Here is a 16,240-nt window from a genome sequence, read left to right as displayed (position 1 = left end):
CTCGCCGGTTGAGCCGCGCTTATTTAGGCTCTAGCCTGAGTAGCGTTGCTTCTGGCGGACAGGCAAACCTGATGGGCGCATAAATCGAGTGCCCAATTCCGGCGCTAACGTGCAAGAACGAGTGTTTGTCTGCGGTGTGCCAGGAGGAGAGCCCGCGCGCCTGTGGCAGCGGTAGATCGGAATTTGAGGTGAGTGCTCCCACGAACGGCACGCGCACTTGTCCGCCGTGTGTGTGCCCGGCAAAAATCAGTTCTGCGCCAGCATCCGTGAGGGTGTTCAGCGTTTTTATGTACGGTGCGTGTGTGACACCCAGACTCAGCGGCACAGTGCTGTTTTGGGTGTTTTGTTCGCCGCCGTTTGCAGTGCTCTGTTCGGTGTTGTTTTTGATGCCCGACTCGGCGCTGGCTGCTGCGCCCCGCTCGGCAGCGATTGCGGCGTGCATTTTTGCCGGGTCATCGTATTTAAGATGAGCGTCGTTGAGCCCAAACCAGAGCATTGTAGAGTCTTTAATCGTGACCTGCTTTGCGCTGTTGTTGAGGTCGATTGCACCCAAACCGTTTTTAAGCTGGAGCATTAGCCGCTCATTATAAAGCGACACACTGGGGTGTTTTGAGCGCTTACCACTAGCGTTGCTGGCGCGCAGCAGGTATTGCAGCGGATTTTTTGCTACCGGGCCAAAATAGTCGTTCGATCCGTTTGTAAAAAATATTTTTGCGTTAGTTTCGGCGAGCGGCAGCAGCGCCTCCAGCAGCGCAGCTAAAGCGTCGCGGTGTCCGAGCAGATCTCCGGTGAGCACAACAGCGTCGGGGTTAAGCTCTGCCAATGATTTCAGCCACGCGATTTTCCTTTCCTGCCACGGTGCCAGGTGAAAATCTGACAGGTGCAGCACATTCACGGGTTTTTTGCCCGTCTCCAACAGCGGCAGCGACTCGTGTCGCAGCGTGTACAGGTGGCGCTCTACCAGGATGCCCCAGGCGAGTGCGGATGCGCTCGCCACGCCTGCAATAATTGCCGCGTTACGAAAACTGGTGAGGGTGTTTTTAGCCACTTATTTCATCCTTTGTGCGGAGTGGTTCTTGGGAGTGGGAGGAAGGGTGGTGGCGCTTGGGCACACCACCCACCCGGTCGGTTACCTACACTTAATCGTGAGGGTAATTCTGGTGTTGTGGTTTGCCTCTGTTCCCGGAGCGGGCGACACCGAGGTAACTTCGCGGCGCGGGTGCGGGCTTCCGCCACTCGAACACTGCATCACAACGTCATAGTAACCAGCCGCGCCGAGCCTGTTAGCCGCCTCCTGCGCGCTAATCCCTGTTAGCTCACCGGGCAGCCTAGGCGTGCCCGGAATACCGTTTGAAACTATTAGGCGTACGGTGTCGCCGTCTGACTCCATGCGCAAAACCTGACCCTCTGGCTTGTCAGAGTGCTCAGAGCCAGCCTGCTCTACGATAAAGCCAGCGGCCTCCAGCACGTGCTTTGCCTCTTCAAACTGCTGACCTGTGATGTCAGGAACCTGCTGTTGGCGTGGCTGCAGGGTGCTTTCGCTCGGGCGCGGAAACGCCTCGCCTTTGTACTTGCGATCGGCAGAGTTCATAATATCGCGCCAGACTTTGCCTGAGTTGCGGTAGATTCCAAGGTCCATCAGGTCGGTGTTACCCGTCACGTTACCGTGCCACACAGCGGTTGCAACCTCGGTTGATCCGCCAACCCACCAGTTGTCTTTGTTGTTGTCTGTTGTTCCCGTTTTGCCGTAGCGTGGCACTCCGGTGTTGCCGCGACCGAACCCGCCAATACCCGAGGTGATGTAGTGCTCGAGCGTGTAGAGCACTCCGTGCGCAACGTTTTCGGGGATGGCCTGTTTGCAGCTGGCTTTGGTGAACGCAACCTCTTTGCCTTCAAAATCGTGTATTGACGCGATCGGGGAGGGCTTGCACACTTTACCGTTGTTGGCGAATCCGGCGTACGCGGTTGCCATTGTGAGCGGAGACACCTCATCGTTGCCGTTAAAAACGCCCGCGGGCACGATCGTGAGATTTTTTGTGCCGTAGTTTGACAGGCTGGGTTCTGTGTTCTGCGCGGCCGCGCGATGCACGCCCATCGCTTTTTGCACGTCAAAGATTTTGCACAGATCAAGTTTCTGTGCCATCGAGACGAAACCGCCGTTGAGCGAGTTGTCCATCGCGTGCAGCACAGTGTTCACTCCCGAGGCGAGGTTGTGGTTGCGGAAGGTAAATGATCCGCCGCCGTAGACGCCGTTAGGCAGGCAGCTGGCTCGGAAACTTGAGAAGTTCACGGTGCGACCGCCAACGTTCACGCGCTCGCGGATGTTGTGCCCGCTGTTGAGCCACTCAGCCATGGTGAACGCTTTTGCAACCGAGCCGTACTGGAAGCCGTGCGATCCGCCGTACTCGTAGTCGGTGTTGTAGTTAATGCTCGTGTACTCGGGGTGCTCCTCGACAAACTCTGGCACATCGCTGAACGGCCGGTTTTGAGTCATGGCGAGCACTTCACCCGTTTTAGTGGATACCGACACCGCCGCACCGCCGTAGTCGATTCCGGGTCGCGTTGCTGGCATATACTCTGCCATACCGTCTGTTGCCGCCTGCTGCAGGTCAAGGTCGATTGTGCTCATAATCTTAAAGCCGCCGTTTTGGAGGCGAAACCAGCGTTCTTCTGGAGTATCGCCAAATCGGGAGTCATTGCGCAGGTAGTTCACGATGTAGTCGCAGAAGTGACCGAGTTTGCGGTTTTCAGCCATGGAGCACCCTGCTGTGGTGTCTGATAGCTTCGGCTCAACGGGGGTTGCGATCGCCTCGTCGTGCTGTTCCTGAGTAATTCTGCCCTCGCGCAGCATCGATCCGATAATTCTGTTGCGGCGTTTTTCGTTTGCCTCGTAGTTGTCAGGGTTGCGCAGGTTCAAAGTCGCCGGCGAGTTCACTATGCCAACCAGGCTGGCGGCCTCGGCAATGCTGAGCTCATCAGCGTTTTTACTGTAGTAGGCGTGCGCTGCGGCCTGGATTCCGTAGATCCGCCCGCCATAGTTAGCAATGTTGAGATAGCCTAACAAAATATCGTCTTTGGAATAGCGTTTTTCGATTGAAATAGCCAGCCTCATTTCTTTGAGTTTGCGGTCTATATCTTCGCGGGTGGCGTTGACGTACGCCTTCTCGCGCTCTTCTTTGTCGGCGATCAGTTCAGCTTCTTGCACCAGTACGTTGCGCACATACTGCATTGTAATTGTTGACGCGCCGGAGTGCCCGCTGCGGGTGACTTTTTGCGCAACCGCACGGGCTGCGGCCAGCACGTCAACGCCGCCGTGGGTGTAAAAGCGCGGATCTTCCTCAGAGACTGCGGCGTCTTTCACCGACTGCGCAATCTGATTCCACTTCACCAGCTGCCGGTTTTGCGCGTAAAAACGGGCGATCAGCACCTCTTCATTGTTTTTGCCCTTGGCGTATATTTCTGACGGGCGCGACAGTCTGCCCGGGTCGATGTAGCCGGGCAGGTTCTCAAAAAGTGAGATCGCGGTGGATGCGGTAGCGCCGCTCAGAGCCACCACCGGGGTAACCGCCACAGTTAGCAACACGCCCGCAATAACGCTCATCACGGCTGCGCCGATTAGTGCACCAATGCGTCCGCCTGGGGTGCGCGGTTTAAAACTGTAAACCTTGCGGGGCGTTTTTGATATAGAACTCATAAAATTAGCATATGCCAAAACTCTGAAAGGTGTTTAACAGTACAATTTTTAGAGATCTCAAATCACACAGAAAAGAGGCGAATGAACACGGTGAATAACGGTTCAAAAACAGCAGCGGATGCTATGGGAATGTGCGCAGTAACGGCGGATGCTGCGGACGCGGCAGGCAACTGCGCGGTAGCTGCCACGGGAACTGACTTTGATGCGGCTGTGGTTACAGGAACGTGTGCAGGAACATCCGCAGCAACAGCAGCGGCGGAAACAACTGCGACGCTGGCGCACGCTAAATGGGAGTACTTTGTAACCCCGCTGCTGTTGCACAACGAGGCTCAAATTCTCAATAATTGGGGTGCGCAAGGCTGGGAACTGGTGCAGATAATCACCGGTCCAGCTGGCGGCAACGTGGCATATCTAAAACGAAAGGCAAAATAACAGTGTCAACTATTGCAGAAAAAATCGCAGAGCTCGGCTACACCGTGCCCGAGATCGCAGCTCCGGTCGCGGCTTATGTGCCAGCAACTCAGGTTGGTAACTTTGTTTACACCAGCGGACAGATTCCGCTGGTTGAGGGTAAAGTTGCGGGATGCGGAAAGGTTAAAAACACCAACGAAGCAGGGTTTGTTTCGCTCGCGCAGGCGCAAAAGCTTGTTGAGGTTTGCACTCTGAACGCGCTCGCGGCAGTGCAGGGTGTTGTGGGTTCGCTCGACAAGATTAAAAGGGTTGTTAAAGTAACCGTTTTTGTTGCTTCTGACCCTGAGTTCACGGATCAGGCGCTTGTTGCTAACGGCGCATCGCTGCTGCTGGGTAAAATCTTCGGCGAGAGCGGCGTTCACGTGCGCTCTGCCGTGGGCGTTGCTGTGCTGCCGCTTGATGTTCCCGTTGAGGCGGAATTTGTTTTTGAAATAGCGGAATAAACTACGTGCTAAGAGCTGCGTATCCTGTTGGGTGCGCGGCTCTGTTATTGTTTCCGGGCTGATTTTTAGCGGATCTGTTGAGCGTGTGGCTCTGTTAAGGGTTGTTTTTACGGGTTGTGGCGTTTGTGTTGTGCTGGCTTTGGGTGCGCGGATTTTGGGGTTGAGCGCGGTTGCTGTACGCGGGTTTTCTCTGGTGCGGTTAATTACGTTTTCGACAGATTGAGATAAGCCAGGTTTTGCACAGGTTTCACGGTTTTAGACTCGATAGCGTCAGTGGCAGCTAAAAATTATTGCATGAAATTTTTTACGAAAAAACACGCGCTATCGCTTGATCGGCAAACCAGCGGCGCATCGCCGCCGCTTAATGCTTTTATGCCGCCGCAGCTAGAATCTGCCTTTATGCCCGCAGCGGAGTTTATGCCGGGCGCTTTTGGCGTGGGCGTGCCGGGTGCTGTGAGCTTTGCGGGCGCGGGATCGCCGGACTCAAGCACGCGCGGGAGCGTGCACGGGAGTTTGCTGAGCGCCGTTGGCGTGCCGAGTGCTGGCGCACCGGCTTCAAGAGCGCGCGGGAGTACGGGCGTGAATGTGCGCGGTGCTGCGCAAAACCTGCCGCCTCTGACGGTGATCAGCGAGACGCTTCTGTTGCACCAAAAAAGGGCGTTTTCGTGGCTGCTGCCCCTGCTTGACAGGCCGGGAGTGCGCGACATTTTCGTCCAGAGTCGGGGTGAGCGAGTGCAGTTGTGGGCAGATATTGACGGCGCAATGCAGAGCTTCACTCCGCCGATCCGCCATGCGCGCGAGCTACGCGAGTTTGCTTGCGGACTGATTGTAGCGGGCGGGCGTCAGCTTGATGAGCTGCACCCGGCGCAAGATGTGCGGCTTGGCGCGGGAATTCGAGTGCACGCGGTGCTGGCACCGATAGCGGTGCACGGGGCGGCGATTTCGATCCGCGTGCCAAACCTGCAGCGCCTAGCACTGCGTGACCTGGTGCATAACGGAACGTGCAGTGAGCAAGTTGCGCGGCAGCTACTCGCTGCTGTGTCTGCGCGGCGTAATATTCTGATTAGCGGCGGGACCGCAACGGGCAAAACAACGCTTTTGCGGGCGCTGCTGGATGCGGCTGAAGCGAATCAGCGGATTATCACAATCGAGGATGTCACCGAAATTGTGCTAGAGCATCCGCACCATGTGGCGCTTGAATCGCGCGCTGCAAACAGCGAGGCGGGGGGAGCGGTGAGCCTTGATGAACTTTTGAAACAGGCGTTGCGGATGCGACCCGACAGGCTAGTGCTTGGCGAGTGCCGTGGTGCGGAGCTTGCCACTATGTTAAACGCGCTTAACACCGGTCACAGCGGTGGAATGAGCACTGTGCACTGTTCCGGGCTGGGTGAGCTTCCTGCGCGCCTGGAGGCGCTTGGAGCGCTCGCTGGAATGGGTGCGGTGGCGCTTGCAAAACAGGTTGTTGCGGCGGTGCATCTGGTTGTGCAGTTGCGGCGCAATGGTAACGGGCAATTGCGGATTGCGCAGCTGGGTGCGCCGCGGCTAGGCGCAAACGGTGAGCTGCAGATTAGCGTTGATGCGGGGGTTGCGGGTGCGGTTAGCGACGCGTCCGCGGTTGTGGATGGCGGACCTGCGGGCGGCACAAGCTTTTCTGTATCGGACGCGGCGGGGTACGAGAAAATATCAACCACTGGATTCGCGGGGGTTAACGACACCTGGCTTGAGAACACAGAAACACAGCTTGTTAGATCATGAAAGCGCGCTATCTGTCCAAAATAGCCGCGATTATGCCGGGTGATAGCGAAAGCAAATTCGACGCCGAACTTGCACAATACAAACAGGAATTGCAGAGCGCGGCGGCTTGCCTGCGCGCAGGGGTTGCAGCCTCGGCTGCCGTTTCACTAGAGCAAAACAGCCGTGCGGCGAGCGTTTTGCGAGTTGTGCAAGATATTGCCATCACAACGGGCGCTCCCTATGCGTGGGGGTTGCAAAGCCTGGCGCGTGCGTTTGACGCCCTGCTAGAAGCTCGCAAACGCAGACGGGTGCTGCTCAGCGGTATTAAAGCTAGCATGGCTTTGGTTGCAGCGCTGCCGTTGTTTGGCGTTGCGATGGGCTACCTGGTTGGGTTTGATCCGCTCCGCGTGCTGCTGCGCGGATACGGCGTATTGCTGCTGTTTGCCGCCGCCTGTTTGATGCTTGTTGGTGTTCTGTGGTTGCGGCGCATGACTGCGCAGGTTGCGCGGCTGGAGAGCCTTGCCGGTTACGAGAGCGAGCTGGTCGCCCTTGCTATGTGCGGGGGTTTTGCCGCGGCACAGGCTAAAAAACTGGTGGCGGATGCAATCTGCAGCAACAATGCAGAGTGGTTGAACACGGACGAGCTTGCTGCGGACGGGTCTGTTGATTCGGTGCTGGCAAAAATGCGTTACGCGGGAGCCGGTTTTAACACGGCGCTGCAGGAGGTGGCGCTTGAAGCTCGTCGCAAGCAGCTCGAAAAACTAGAGACCGCGGCGGAAAAACTGGGCACAAAAGCGCTTTTGCCGTTAGCGTGCTGTGTGCTTCCAGCGTTTATTTTAACGGGTGTGATTCCGCTTGTTGTTGCGATGTTGCAGGGGGTTGGGGATTAAACCGCGGGTGGTTGCGGATTAAAACGTTATCCACAGCCCCTGTAAAACGAGCAGCTGCGCGGTTATCAACAGGTATCTGATTTTTAGGCGGTGCACCCCTGCAACGCCGTGATAATTGAAGTCTCACATACTAGAACAGGAGTAAAAATGTTCACACTAAATAGCATCCGTGAGCGGATCTCAGCTTGTGCGCAACCGCGTAATAAATCTAACTCGGTCTCGTATTCGGGGTTTAGATTTTTAGACGTTTATTTATATTTATGGTTGCACCGATTTTATGTTGCGAATGCGCGCAGGTATTTGCTGTTTGTAAATCTAATGCGCGGGCGCACAAGCTACAAAGAGCGGTGCAGGCGTTTGCACAGAGCGCAACAACTGCTGAGCTCAGAACGCGGCGGAGTGACGGCTGAGTACGCAATTGTGATTATCGCAGCCGTTGCTTTTGCGGGTCTTCTCGTTGTTATTATGCGCAGCGGCGAAGTTCGTGCGGCTCTCACGCGGCTAATAGAAAACGCCCTCAACAGCGCAGGGTAGCTCTCGTGTTGCGCAGAGTAACCGCCATTGCAGGGCTAATGTGGAGCAAAAAATCGGGATTAACCTTAGTTGCGAAGTTCGCGCGCAACGGAAAAATGGAACTAACTTCCATTGCGAAATTGGTGCGGAGCGAAAAAGGGGGAGTTACCGCCGAATTTGCGATCCTGCTGCCCGTTGTGGTGGTTACTCTCGCGCTGATTGTTGGCGGCTTATCCGTTAGCGCGCAGAAAATAAAACTAATATCCGCCGCTGCTGAAATCGCGCGGCTCGAAGCCCGGGGAGACACTGCACAAGCGGCAAAATATCGCGGCGATTTAGGCGAGGGCGTTGAATATCGGGCGGTGGCAGCGGATGCAGCGCTGCACTGCGTCACTCTGCGCACGCATAAAAACACTACGGTGTTAAGAGCGTTTGCGATTGAGGCGCGCAGCTGCGCGGCAAAAACGGACGTGACCTAATGAGTAAGGGAGGGGGTAATGCAATTGGGGTGGTTGTGCGAGTGGGCTGGCGTTTGTGTGAGCAGCAGAGAGCGTTGCAACACACTGTGCGGGCGTGATTGTGTTTTGTTTGAGGGGTATTAATGAGGTGAGTAAATGAGTTTTCTAATGTCGGTGTTAATAGCCGTAACACTGGCGGTCGGCGCAGCCGTGCTGGGAGTTAGCGCGGCGGTGCAGAAACAGCACACGGTCACAGCTGCCGCTGATAATGCTGCGCTTGCCGCGGCGGATGCGTTATTCGGACTGCGTGGGGATCCGCCATGCCGGATTGCGTCTGATGTTGCCGCCGCACACGGAGCCGCACTGACACAGTGTGAGCTCGCCGCAACAACCGTGCAGGTTGAGTGTGCCGCGCAGTTTGCGGGTTTTGCGCTTGTTGCGCGAGCGCGGGCGGGGAGCGAGTAAAGGCGTGTGGGATATCAAGGATCGTGGGATATTATGATTACTATTAGGGAGAGGTTTAAGAGTTTTTGAGTAAAGATTAAAAACTTTTAGTGTTATAGTGTTCAATTGGTTATTATGTGACAGAATCGTGTAGCTAATCTCGGTAATAGATTATGCAAGTTTTGCTTTAATCGGAGAGATTAAATGTTTACACACAGTGTTAGAAGGAGCCAGATGGCAGCCTCAAAAAAACTAGTTATAGTGGAGTCACCTACAAAAGCCCGCACTATCAGAGGATTTTTAGGCAAAGAGTACGAAGTGGTTGCTTCTGTGGGGCATATCCGTGACCTTGCTGAACCGTCAGAATTACCGGCAGAGTTGAAGCACGGCGAACTGGGCAAGTTTGCTGTTGATGTTGGAAATGATTTTGCGCCGTATTACGTTGTTAGCGACAACAAGAAACAAACCGTAGCGCAGTTGAAACGAGCGCTAAAAGACGCTGACGAGCTTTGGTTAGCAACAGACGAAGACCGCGAGGGAGAAGCAATCGCGTGGCATCTGCTCGAGGTGTTAAAACCTAAAGTTCCCGTGTGCCGTATGGTTTTTCACGAGATCACCAAACAGGCAATTGATGAAGCGGTCGCAAACACCCGTGAAATAGATACTAACCTGGTTGACGCGCAAGAAACCCGACGGATCCTTGACAGGCTATACGGTTACGATATTTCGCCCGTGCTGTGGCGGAAAGTCGGACCAAAACTGTCTGCTGGGCGGGTGCAATCCGTTGCAACCAGGCTGGTTGTTGACCGTGAGCGTGAGCGGATGGACTTTATCAGCGTTGATTATTGCAGCGTGACCGCACAGTTCAACTCTGCCGAAAGCGATTTTTCTGCCAGACTGAACACCGTGAACGGTAAAAAAGTTGCTACGGGAGCAGACTTTAACGAACACGGCGAGCTATCAGCTAAAAACGTCGGTGAAATTCACATCTTAAACGCGGAAGCCGCGCAAGAAATAGCAGCAACTCTGGCAAAACAGGCGCAGGTTGTTAATCGTGAAACAAAACCTTATAGGCGTCGCCCCGCCGCGCCTTTCACAACCTCAACCCTGCAGCAGGAAGCATCACGCAAGCTTAATCTCAGCTCGTGGCAGGCAATGTCGGTTGCGCAGTCGCTGTACGAAAAAGGCTATATAACCTATATGCGTACTGACTCGAGCAACCTTTCTGCGCAGGCAGTTAATGCCGCCAGAACCGCCGCTGCGCAACTCTACGGCGGCAACTCGGTCGCTCCGCAGCCGCGAGTTTACGCGCAAAAGAACAAGAGCGCGCAGGAGGCACACGAGGCGATCCGCCCCGCAGGTGAGGTTTTTGCGCAGCCGCAGAGCCTCAAACGCCAGCTCACCAGTTCAGAACTTGCGCTTTACGACCTCATCTGGAAGCGAACCGTGGCCAGCCAAATGGCAGACGCTACAGGATCCACCGACACCATCACAATCGCGGACACCGCCAGCTTGTCGGGCACATCCGCGCAGCTGGAGTTCAAGGTTAGCGGCACGGTAATCACCTTCCCCGGGTTCTTAGCCGCCTACGAAGAAGGGCGCGATGACAAATCGCGAGCGGAAAAAATGGAGCGCCTGCCGCTGCTTGAAGCTGGCGATGCTGTGCAAATTACTGGCGCTGAAGTGAAAGAGCACAACACGACACCGCCCGCGCGATACACCGAGGCGAGCCTCACCAAACGCCTGGAAGAGTTGGGAGTGGGCAGACCCTCAACCTACGCGACTATTATGTCCACGATCATAGACCGCGGCTACGTTGCTAAAAACGGTAACGCGCTTGTTCCCAACTGGATCGCGTTTAGCGTTATACGGCTGCTCGAAAACCACTTTGCAGAGCTGGTTGACTATGATTTCACCGCCACGATGGAAGCGGATCTCGATGATATCGCTGCGGGCACAAAAAACCGCGAAAACTGGTTGCGCGAGTTCTATTTTGGATCCGCCACCCATCCCGGATTGCGGCGGGTTGTTGACAACCTTGGAGAGGTCGATGCGCGCGCTATTAACACGGTGCAGATCTCTAAAAATATTGCGCTGCGCAACGGCAGGTACGGCCCTTACCTTGAGGTTCTAGACGAAAAATGCGAGAGAGATGATAACACGGGCAAGCGGAAGCCGCGCGCGGTTTCTATTCCGGCGGATCTCGCTCCCGATGAGCTAACAGAGCAAAAAGCAACCGAACTTGCTGCCGCGGAACCTGCCTCAGACAGGGTGCTGGGCGTAAATCCTGCGAGTGGGCGCAATGTTATAGCCAAAACGGGTCGCTTTGGGGCGTATGTCGCAGAACAGCTGGCAGACGGCGAAGAGCTGCCCAAAGGCGAAAAACTGCCGATTGCGTCACTGTTTAAGACTATGGATCCGGAAACCGTTGATCTTGAAACCGCAATAAAACTGCTGAGTTTGCCGCGCGAAGTGGGCGTAGATACCGAGCACGGTGACGAAATGATATACGCACAAAACGGACGCTACGGGCCGTACATTAAGCGCGGTATAGAAACCCGCAGCCTGAGCAGCGAGGCTGAGATTTTCAGCATTGACGTTAAGGGTGCGCAGGCACTGTTTGCCTCTCCTAAATACGGTAAACGCAAAGTGACAGGGCCGCTGCGCGTTTTTGATGTTGATCCGGTAACCGGAAGACCGATTGTTGTTAGAGACGGTCGTTTCGGACCGTATATAACCGACGGGTCAACCAATGTGACAGTGCCACGCGGCGAAGGCATACCAGAGCTCACATACGAGCAAGTTGTTGATTTGCTCGCTGCTAAACGGGCGAAAGGTTCGGCGAAAAAATGGGGCACAAAAGCGCCAGCGAGGAAAGCGGCAGTTAAAAGAGCGGCAGCTAAAAAAGAGGTGGATCAGGTTCGTTCAGCCGCTGCAAAAAAAGCAGCGGAGACGCGCAAAGCCAATCGCGAAGCAAGACTAGCCGTCGAGCGGGGCGAGTAGCACAAACTATGCGATCTCATAGCGGGCTGTTTGTAGTTTTTGAGGGCTGTGATGGCGCGGGTAAAAGCACGCAGCTGCGCTTGCTGGCGAACTCTCTGCGGGAGCAGCTGCCGCAGCAGCAGATAGTTTGCACGCGCGAACCGGGGGGCACACTTCTGGGCTCGCGCATCCGCGAATTGCTTTTGCACGGGTCTGATGTTGCGCCTCGCGCAGAAGCACTGCTGTATGCGGCGGATCGCGCGCAGCACTACGCCGAGGTGATCATGCCAGCGCTCGCTGCGGGCTCGATAGTGTTGCAGGATCGCTATATTGACTCGTCAATTGCCTATCAGGCGGGCGCACGAGGTCTTTCAGAAGAGTGGATTTACGAGCTTAGCGCGGCGGTTACAGAAGGCACAACCCCGGATTTAACCGTGCTGCTTGATTTTGATCCGGCGCTGCGCGGTGAGCGCATTGCACATCGTGAAGAGGCAGAGGATCGCATCGAGTGTGAAACACTAGCGTTTCACACGTCGGTGGCAGAAACTTTTAGGCGGCTTGCAACAAAAGCACCTGAGCGGTATCTGCTTGTTGACGCAACAGCACCAATTGCAGAGATTAACAGGCTTGTGGTCGCTAAAGTAAACGATATTTTAGCGACCAGCTAGCGGCGGACTTACCCTGCGGGCTTGCGCGCACCATTGCAGCGCGGATTGGCGCGCAGCGAGCTGTGTGCGTTCTTACCGTGGGTTTGCGCCGCGCGAAATTATCGCAAGCCCAGTGGCGAGCTACCGCCGGGCTTATTCACCCACTAGCGATCCAAACTGTGTGGGCAGAGTGCGTGAGTGCGTGTTTTTCAGTTCGGTAAGCGGGATGGTGAACTGATCCTGCACCTCCAAAACAGCGTTTTTACCCGTGCCGTCGGTCACACCGATGCGTAGCACACTAACGCCGCGACCGTTGCACAGCCCTTGAAACTTAACGTTCTCTTCGCGCGGCACAGCAACCAGTGCGCGAGCCTGTGATTCGCTGAAGAGAGCTGCGGTTACGTCAATGCCGTCGCGCTGTGTCAGCTCTGAAATCCAGACGCGCGCGCCCACGCCAAACCTGAGCACGCCCTCTGCGAGAGCCTGCGCAAGACCGCCCTCAGAAAGATCGGTTGCTGCCGAAATAATGCCGTTTACGCTGGCCGAGTGTAGCAGCCCGGCGAGTTGAGATTCCGCAGCAAGATCAACTTTTGGAGGCGTGCCGCCCAGATGATTATGAACCGCGTCAGCCCATGCAGAGCCGTCTAGTTCGTCTTTAGTAACCCCGAGCAGATACAGATTTTCGCCTTGATCTTGCCATCCGCTCGGCACGCGGCGGGCAACATCGTCGATAATTCCAAGCACACCGACAACAGGGGTTGGGTGGATGGGGGTTTGATCGGTCTGGTTGTAGAGCGAAACATTGCCGCCGGTGACGGGCACTGCAAGCTCCAAGCAGGCGTCGCTCAAACCCTCAACGGTTTGTGCAAACTGCCACATAACGTTTGGATCCTCAGGGCTGCCGAGGTTTAGACAGTCGGTAACAGCCGTTGGCACAGCGCCCGAAGCTGCCACGTTGCGATACGCCTCTGCGAGCGCGAGCTGTGCTCCCGCGTAGGGGTCAAGGTAGCTGTAACGCCCGTTTGCATCTGTGGAGCAGGCAACCCCCAAGCCAGAACTTTCATCAACGCGCACCATTCCCGCAGAATCAGGGAAAGTGAGGGCGGTGTTACCCAAAACGTAAGAATCATACTGGTTGGTTATCCACGCCGGGCACGCTTGATTTGGGTGACCTAAAATTTGCAGCAGTTGCTCGCGCAATTCCGCGCCGTTTTGTGGGCGAGCAAGTTTTGTGGCGCTGTCTGCCTGCACCGCATTAAGCCACGCCGGGCGTGCTGCTGGGCGATCGTAAACAGGACCGGTAACGGCTACAGTGCGCGGATCCACATTCACAATTTCACCGCCCTGCCAGTTGATAACAAGCCGTCCGGTATCTGTAACCTCGCCGATAACGCTGGTTTCAACCTCCCACTTTTGAGTTACGGCCAAAAACGCGTCGAGCTTTTCGGGAGTAACAACGGCCATCATGCGCTCCTGCGACTCCGACATGAGAATTTCTTCCGCAGTTAGCGACGGATCGCGCAACAGCACGTTATCAAGCTCAATAAGCATTCCGCCGTCACCGTTTGCGGCAAGCTCGCTTGTTGCGCAGGAGATACCCGCAGCGCCCAAATCTTGGATGCCCTCAACGAGCTTTGCCCGATACAGCTCCAGACAGCACTCAATGAGCAGTTTTTCTGCAAAAGGATCGCCAACTTGCACGGCGGGGCGTTTCACCGGCCCCGCGCTGTCAAAACTGTCAGACGCGAGAATTGAAGCGCCACCGATACCGTCACCGCCCGTGCGGGCGCCGAACAGAACAACTTTATTGCCGGTGCCGCTCGCGTTCGCAAGCCGAATATCCTGGTGTTTCATAACGCCGATGGCGAGTACGTTAACAAGCGGGTTCTTTTGGTAAACACTGTCAAAAACGGTTTCCCCGCCGATGTTTGGCAGCCCCAGGCAGTTCGCGTACGAGCTAATGCCCGATACAACCCCATGCACAACACGAGCAGTGTCGGGATCGTCAATTTTACCAAAGCGCAGCTGATCCATCACCGCAACCGGGCGCGCACCCATTGAAATAATATCGCGCACAATGCCGCCAACACCCGTTGCCGCGCCCTGGAAAGGCTCAATATATGAGGGGTGGTTGTGACTTTCAACCTTGAAGGTTACCGCCCAGTTTTCGCCAATATCGATTACGCCGGCGTTTTCGCCCATGCCTACCATGAGCCGTTCGCGCATTTTATCGGTAACTTTCTGCCCAAACTGGCGCAGATACTTTTTAGAAGACTTGTAAGAACAGTGCTCTGACCACATAACTGAGTACATCGCAAGCTCGCCAGAGGTCGGGCGTCGCCCAAGAATCTCGCGGATCTTGTTGTACTCGTCGAGCGTGAGCCCGAGTTGATCATACGGCTGTGTTTTATCAGGAGTCGCGATGGCGTTTGCGACGGTGTCTGGTAAAAGGGTAGACATAATGACTCCTCGGGTAATTTTAGAGTTGCAACTGCCTCAATTTTAGCCGTTTTTAGCTGAGATTTTATAGCCCGCCGCTAATTGTTGATAACTCGATTTTGTGCGGGCTGTGATAAACAATTAGGATGTCACGATTCGCCACCCGTATTCGGGCGGTGACAAGCAATCAGCAAGCGGAAGCCAGTCACCCGCGTGCGGGCTGTGATGGGCTAGTAACCCGCTACGAGTCGCCGCCCGCACTCAGTTTTTTATTCAGGTAAAAATGAAATACTTATGCGCATGAATAACCCGCAAGAACACCAGCCCAGTATTGCTGCAAATTTGCAGCAATATATACCGAGTCGCGCTCTATTTTTAAGGATTAACATCGCTGCGGTTGCCGTGCTGGGCGTGGTTTCTGTGCTGCTGGTTTTGACCGTGCCAAATCTGCAGCACGTTGGCACGCGCATTTTTGCATCATTTATGCTGTTCGCGATTTTCACGGTGATTGCGATTGTGAGCGCTCGGGTTAAATCGCGCCGCAATAGCTGGATTCTGCCGGTGATTCTGTGCACCAACCTGTACGTACTGGGTGTCGCATTTTTGAACACCTGGTCATACGAGTTTTTCTACTACAGCAGTTACACCTCGGCGAGCGTTGTCTCCTATGTTGCCAGCACGTACAGCTGGTTTTTGCTCGCTCTGGGGTGGTCGTGGTTGATAATTAAGCTGTCAGAGCGCGGATCGTGCACGCGCGACGGCAAACCATCGATGGCGGCAATTTTCGCGCTCGTGGCGGCCGGGCTGAGCTTTTTATTCACTGTTTTGGTGACAGCGAGACCGATTATCAGCAATTTCGGGTTGGAGCCGATAGGTCTGTTCTTGAACGCAGCCATGGCCTTATTTTTATTCAGCGGTATCGCTGCCGTTATGAGCGTGCTGCTAGCTTTCACGCTGCCAGAGTTTCTCCCGCGCCCCGGTAGTTTTTGGGAAAGGCGGATGCAACAGAGGCGGAGGCAACAGCCCGCGCCAACTACCAGCGCGGCTCCTGCAGCAGTACCAGTCTGGCCTGCAGCAACTGTGACAGCGCAGGGGCAAACGGCGGCGCAAGTTTGTGCAAGCCCAAAACATTCTGTTGCGCAGGAGCGAGCAGAACAGCAGGCAGAGCAGGTAAGCCTACAAGAGGCTACAAAGCCTGCTGCTGAGCCTGCGCCGATCGAGCCTGCTACAGCTGCACCCGCTCAAACTTCGCAGGTTGTACCGGCTGAGCAGTCTCCCCCGACGCAAGAAGTGCAACCGGACGAAAACGGGCAGTTTGCATGGCCAACGCTGGCAGATGGCACGCCGCTGCCGCAGCTGCCGGATGGCTCACCAGATTTCAGCGTGCCAGGCGCGCCGTATCCGCCACACCTGCGCGCGCAAAAATCGACGCAGAGCGGATAAAGAGACGCCGAGCGGCTAAGCGCGGGATTGTTAAACCTCGGCAGTCGGTCGGGGTGGTTAGTTAGCGCGCTGTTAGTGCGCG

General features: G+C 55.5%; 13 protein-coding genes. 10 read left to right on the top strand and 3 right to left on the bottom strand.

Features of this window, described 5'->3' with window-relative positions:
• Positions 1 to 19 precede the first annotated feature (19 nt).
• Both KJY78_RS05140 and KJY78_RS05135 read right to left on the bottom strand, forming a co-directional pair.
• On the bottom strand, positions 20 to 1,048 hold the full coding sequence (locus KJY78_RS05140) for a metallophosphoesterase (RefSeq protein WP_214337536.1): 1,029 nt from the start codon (positions 1,046 to 1,048) through the stop codon (positions 20 to 22).
• An 81-nt stretch (positions 1,049 to 1,129) separates the two neighbouring features.
• Positions 1,130 to 3,694, bottom strand: a complete 2,565-nt coding sequence (locus tag KJY78_RS05135; protein ID WP_214337535.1) for a transglycosylase domain-containing protein — start codon at positions 3,692 to 3,694, stop codon at positions 1,130 to 1,132.
• A gap of 273 nt (positions 3,695 to 3,967) precedes the next feature.
• Here KJY78_RS05135 and sp36 point away from each other — a divergent pair, with 273 nt between their 5' ends.
• The 9 genes from sp36 to tmk all read left to right on the top strand — a co-directional run bounded on the left by sp36 (position 3,968) and on the right by tmk (position 12,297).
• Positions 3,968 to 4,126, top strand: coding sequence for a Sp36 family protein (gene sp36, locus KJY78_RS05130; protein ID WP_214337569.1), 159 nt, complete (start codon positions 3,968 to 3,970; stop codon positions 4,124 to 4,126).
• Between the two features lie 2 nt (positions 4,127 to 4,128).
• Entirely contained in the window at positions 4,129 to 4,608 is a 480-nt protein-coding gene (locus tag KJY78_RS05125) for a RidA family protein (RefSeq protein WP_214337534.1), read from the top strand.
• A 294-nt stretch (positions 4,609 to 4,902) separates the two neighbouring features.
• Complete coding sequence (locus KJY78_RS05120; RefSeq protein WP_250544201.1) at positions 4,903 to 6,363, top strand: TadA family conjugal transfer-associated ATPase; 1,461 nt, start codon at positions 4,903 to 4,905, stop codon at positions 6,361 to 6,363.
• Positions 6,360 to 7,232 carry a hypothetical protein gene (locus KJY78_RS05115; RefSeq protein WP_214337533.1) on the top strand — a complete coding sequence of 291 codons (873 nt, stop codon included), beginning with the start codon at positions 6,360 to 6,362 and terminating at the stop codon, positions 7,230 to 7,232. The genes KJY78_RS05120 and KJY78_RS05115 overlap by 4 nt, the downstream gene beginning before the upstream one ends.
• Before the next feature lie 147 nt (positions 7,233 to 7,379).
• The gene (locus KJY78_RS06815) at positions 7,380 to 7,766 is read left to right on the top strand and encodes a DUF4244 domain-containing protein (protein ID WP_348771203.1); all 387 of its coding nucleotides are present in this window, start codon (positions 7,380 to 7,382) and stop codon (positions 7,764 to 7,766) included.
• Positions 7,767 to 7,771: 5 nt separating this feature from the next.
• Complete coding sequence (locus KJY78_RS05105) at positions 7,772 to 8,224, top strand: TadE/TadG family type IV pilus assembly protein (protein WP_214337532.1); 453 nt, start codon at positions 7,772 to 7,774, stop codon at positions 8,222 to 8,224.
• A 135-nt stretch (positions 8,225 to 8,359) separates the two neighbouring features.
• Positions 8,360 to 8,668 carry a helicase gene (locus tag KJY78_RS05100; RefSeq protein WP_214337531.1) on the top strand — a complete coding sequence of 103 codons (309 nt, stop codon included), beginning with the start codon at positions 8,360 to 8,362 and terminating at the stop codon, positions 8,666 to 8,668.
• A gap of 213 nt (positions 8,669 to 8,881) precedes the next feature.
• A complete protein-coding gene (gene topA, locus KJY78_RS05095; RefSeq protein WP_214337530.1) occupies positions 8,882 to 11,650 on the top strand; it encodes a type I DNA topoisomerase in 2,769 nt (922 codons plus the stop codon).
• An 8-nt stretch (positions 11,651 to 11,658) separates the two neighbouring features.
• On the top strand, positions 11,659 to 12,297 hold the full coding sequence (tmk, locus tag KJY78_RS05090; protein WP_214337529.1) for a dTMP kinase: 639 nt from the start codon (positions 11,659 to 11,661) through the stop codon (positions 12,295 to 12,297).
• 132 nt (positions 12,298 to 12,429) lie between these two features.
• On the opposite strand, the gene purL is transcribed toward tmk, so the two are convergent.
• Complete coding sequence (purL, locus tag KJY78_RS05085) at positions 12,430 to 14,736, bottom strand: phosphoribosylformylglycinamidine synthase subunit PurL (protein ID WP_214337528.1); 2,307 nt, start codon at positions 14,734 to 14,736, stop codon at positions 12,430 to 12,432.
• A gap of 273 nt (positions 14,737 to 15,009) precedes the next feature.
• Between purL and KJY78_RS05080 the strand changes: the two genes are divergently transcribed.
• On the top strand, positions 15,010 to 16,158 hold the full coding sequence (locus KJY78_RS05080; protein ID WP_214337527.1) for a hypothetical protein: 1,149 nt from the start codon (positions 15,010 to 15,012) through the stop codon (positions 16,156 to 16,158).
• The last annotated feature ends 82 nt before the right edge of the window (positions 16,159 to 16,240 follow it).

Origin of the sequence: Canibacter zhuwentaonis (genome assembly GCF_018531145.1) — a bacterium.
GTDB classification, from domain to species: Bacteria; Actinomycetota; Actinomycetes; order Actinomycetales; family Microbacteriaceae; genus Canibacter; species Canibacter zhuwentaonis.
The sequence above is the reverse complement of the archived record's forward strand: the minus strand, read 5'-3'. Positions and strand labels throughout refer to the sequence as shown.

What these genes read in the sequence shown, in the direction of transcription:
- KJY78_RS05080 (WP_214337527.1), top strand. Translation starts at nt 15,010, where the DNA reads ATGCGCATGAATAACCCGCAAGAACACCAGCCCAGTATTGCTGCAAAT.
- KJY78_RS05120 (WP_250544201.1), top strand. Translation starts at nt 4,903, where the DNA reads ATGAAATTTTTTACGAAAAAACACGCGCTATCGCTTGATCGGCAAACC.
- tmk (WP_214337529.1), top strand. Translation starts at nt 11,659, where the DNA reads ATGCGATCTCATAGCGGGCTGTTTGTAGTTTTTGAGGGCTGTGATGGC.
- KJY78_RS05100 (WP_214337531.1), top strand. Translation starts at nt 8,360, where the DNA reads ATGAGTTTTCTAATGTCGGTGTTAATAGCCGTAACACTGGCGGTCGGC.
- KJY78_RS05115 (WP_214337533.1), top strand. Translation starts at nt 6,360, where the DNA reads ATGAAAGCGCGCTATCTGTCCAAAATAGCCGCGATTATGCCGGGTGAT.
- KJY78_RS06815 (WP_348771203.1), top strand. Translation starts at nt 7,380, where the DNA reads ATGTTCACACTAAATAGCATCCGTGAGCGGATCTCAGCTTGTGCGCAA.
- KJY78_RS05135 (WP_214337535.1), bottom strand. Translation starts at nt 3,694, where the DNA reads ATGAGTTCTATATCAAAAACGCCCCGCAAGGTTTACAGTTTTAAACCG.
- topA (WP_214337530.1), top strand. Translation starts at nt 8,882, where the DNA reads ATGGCAGCCTCAAAAAAACTAGTTATAGTGGAGTCACCTACAAAAGCC.
- purL (WP_214337528.1), bottom strand. Translation starts at nt 14,736, where the DNA reads ATGTCTACCCTTTTACCAGACACCGTCGCAAACGCCATCGCGACTCCT.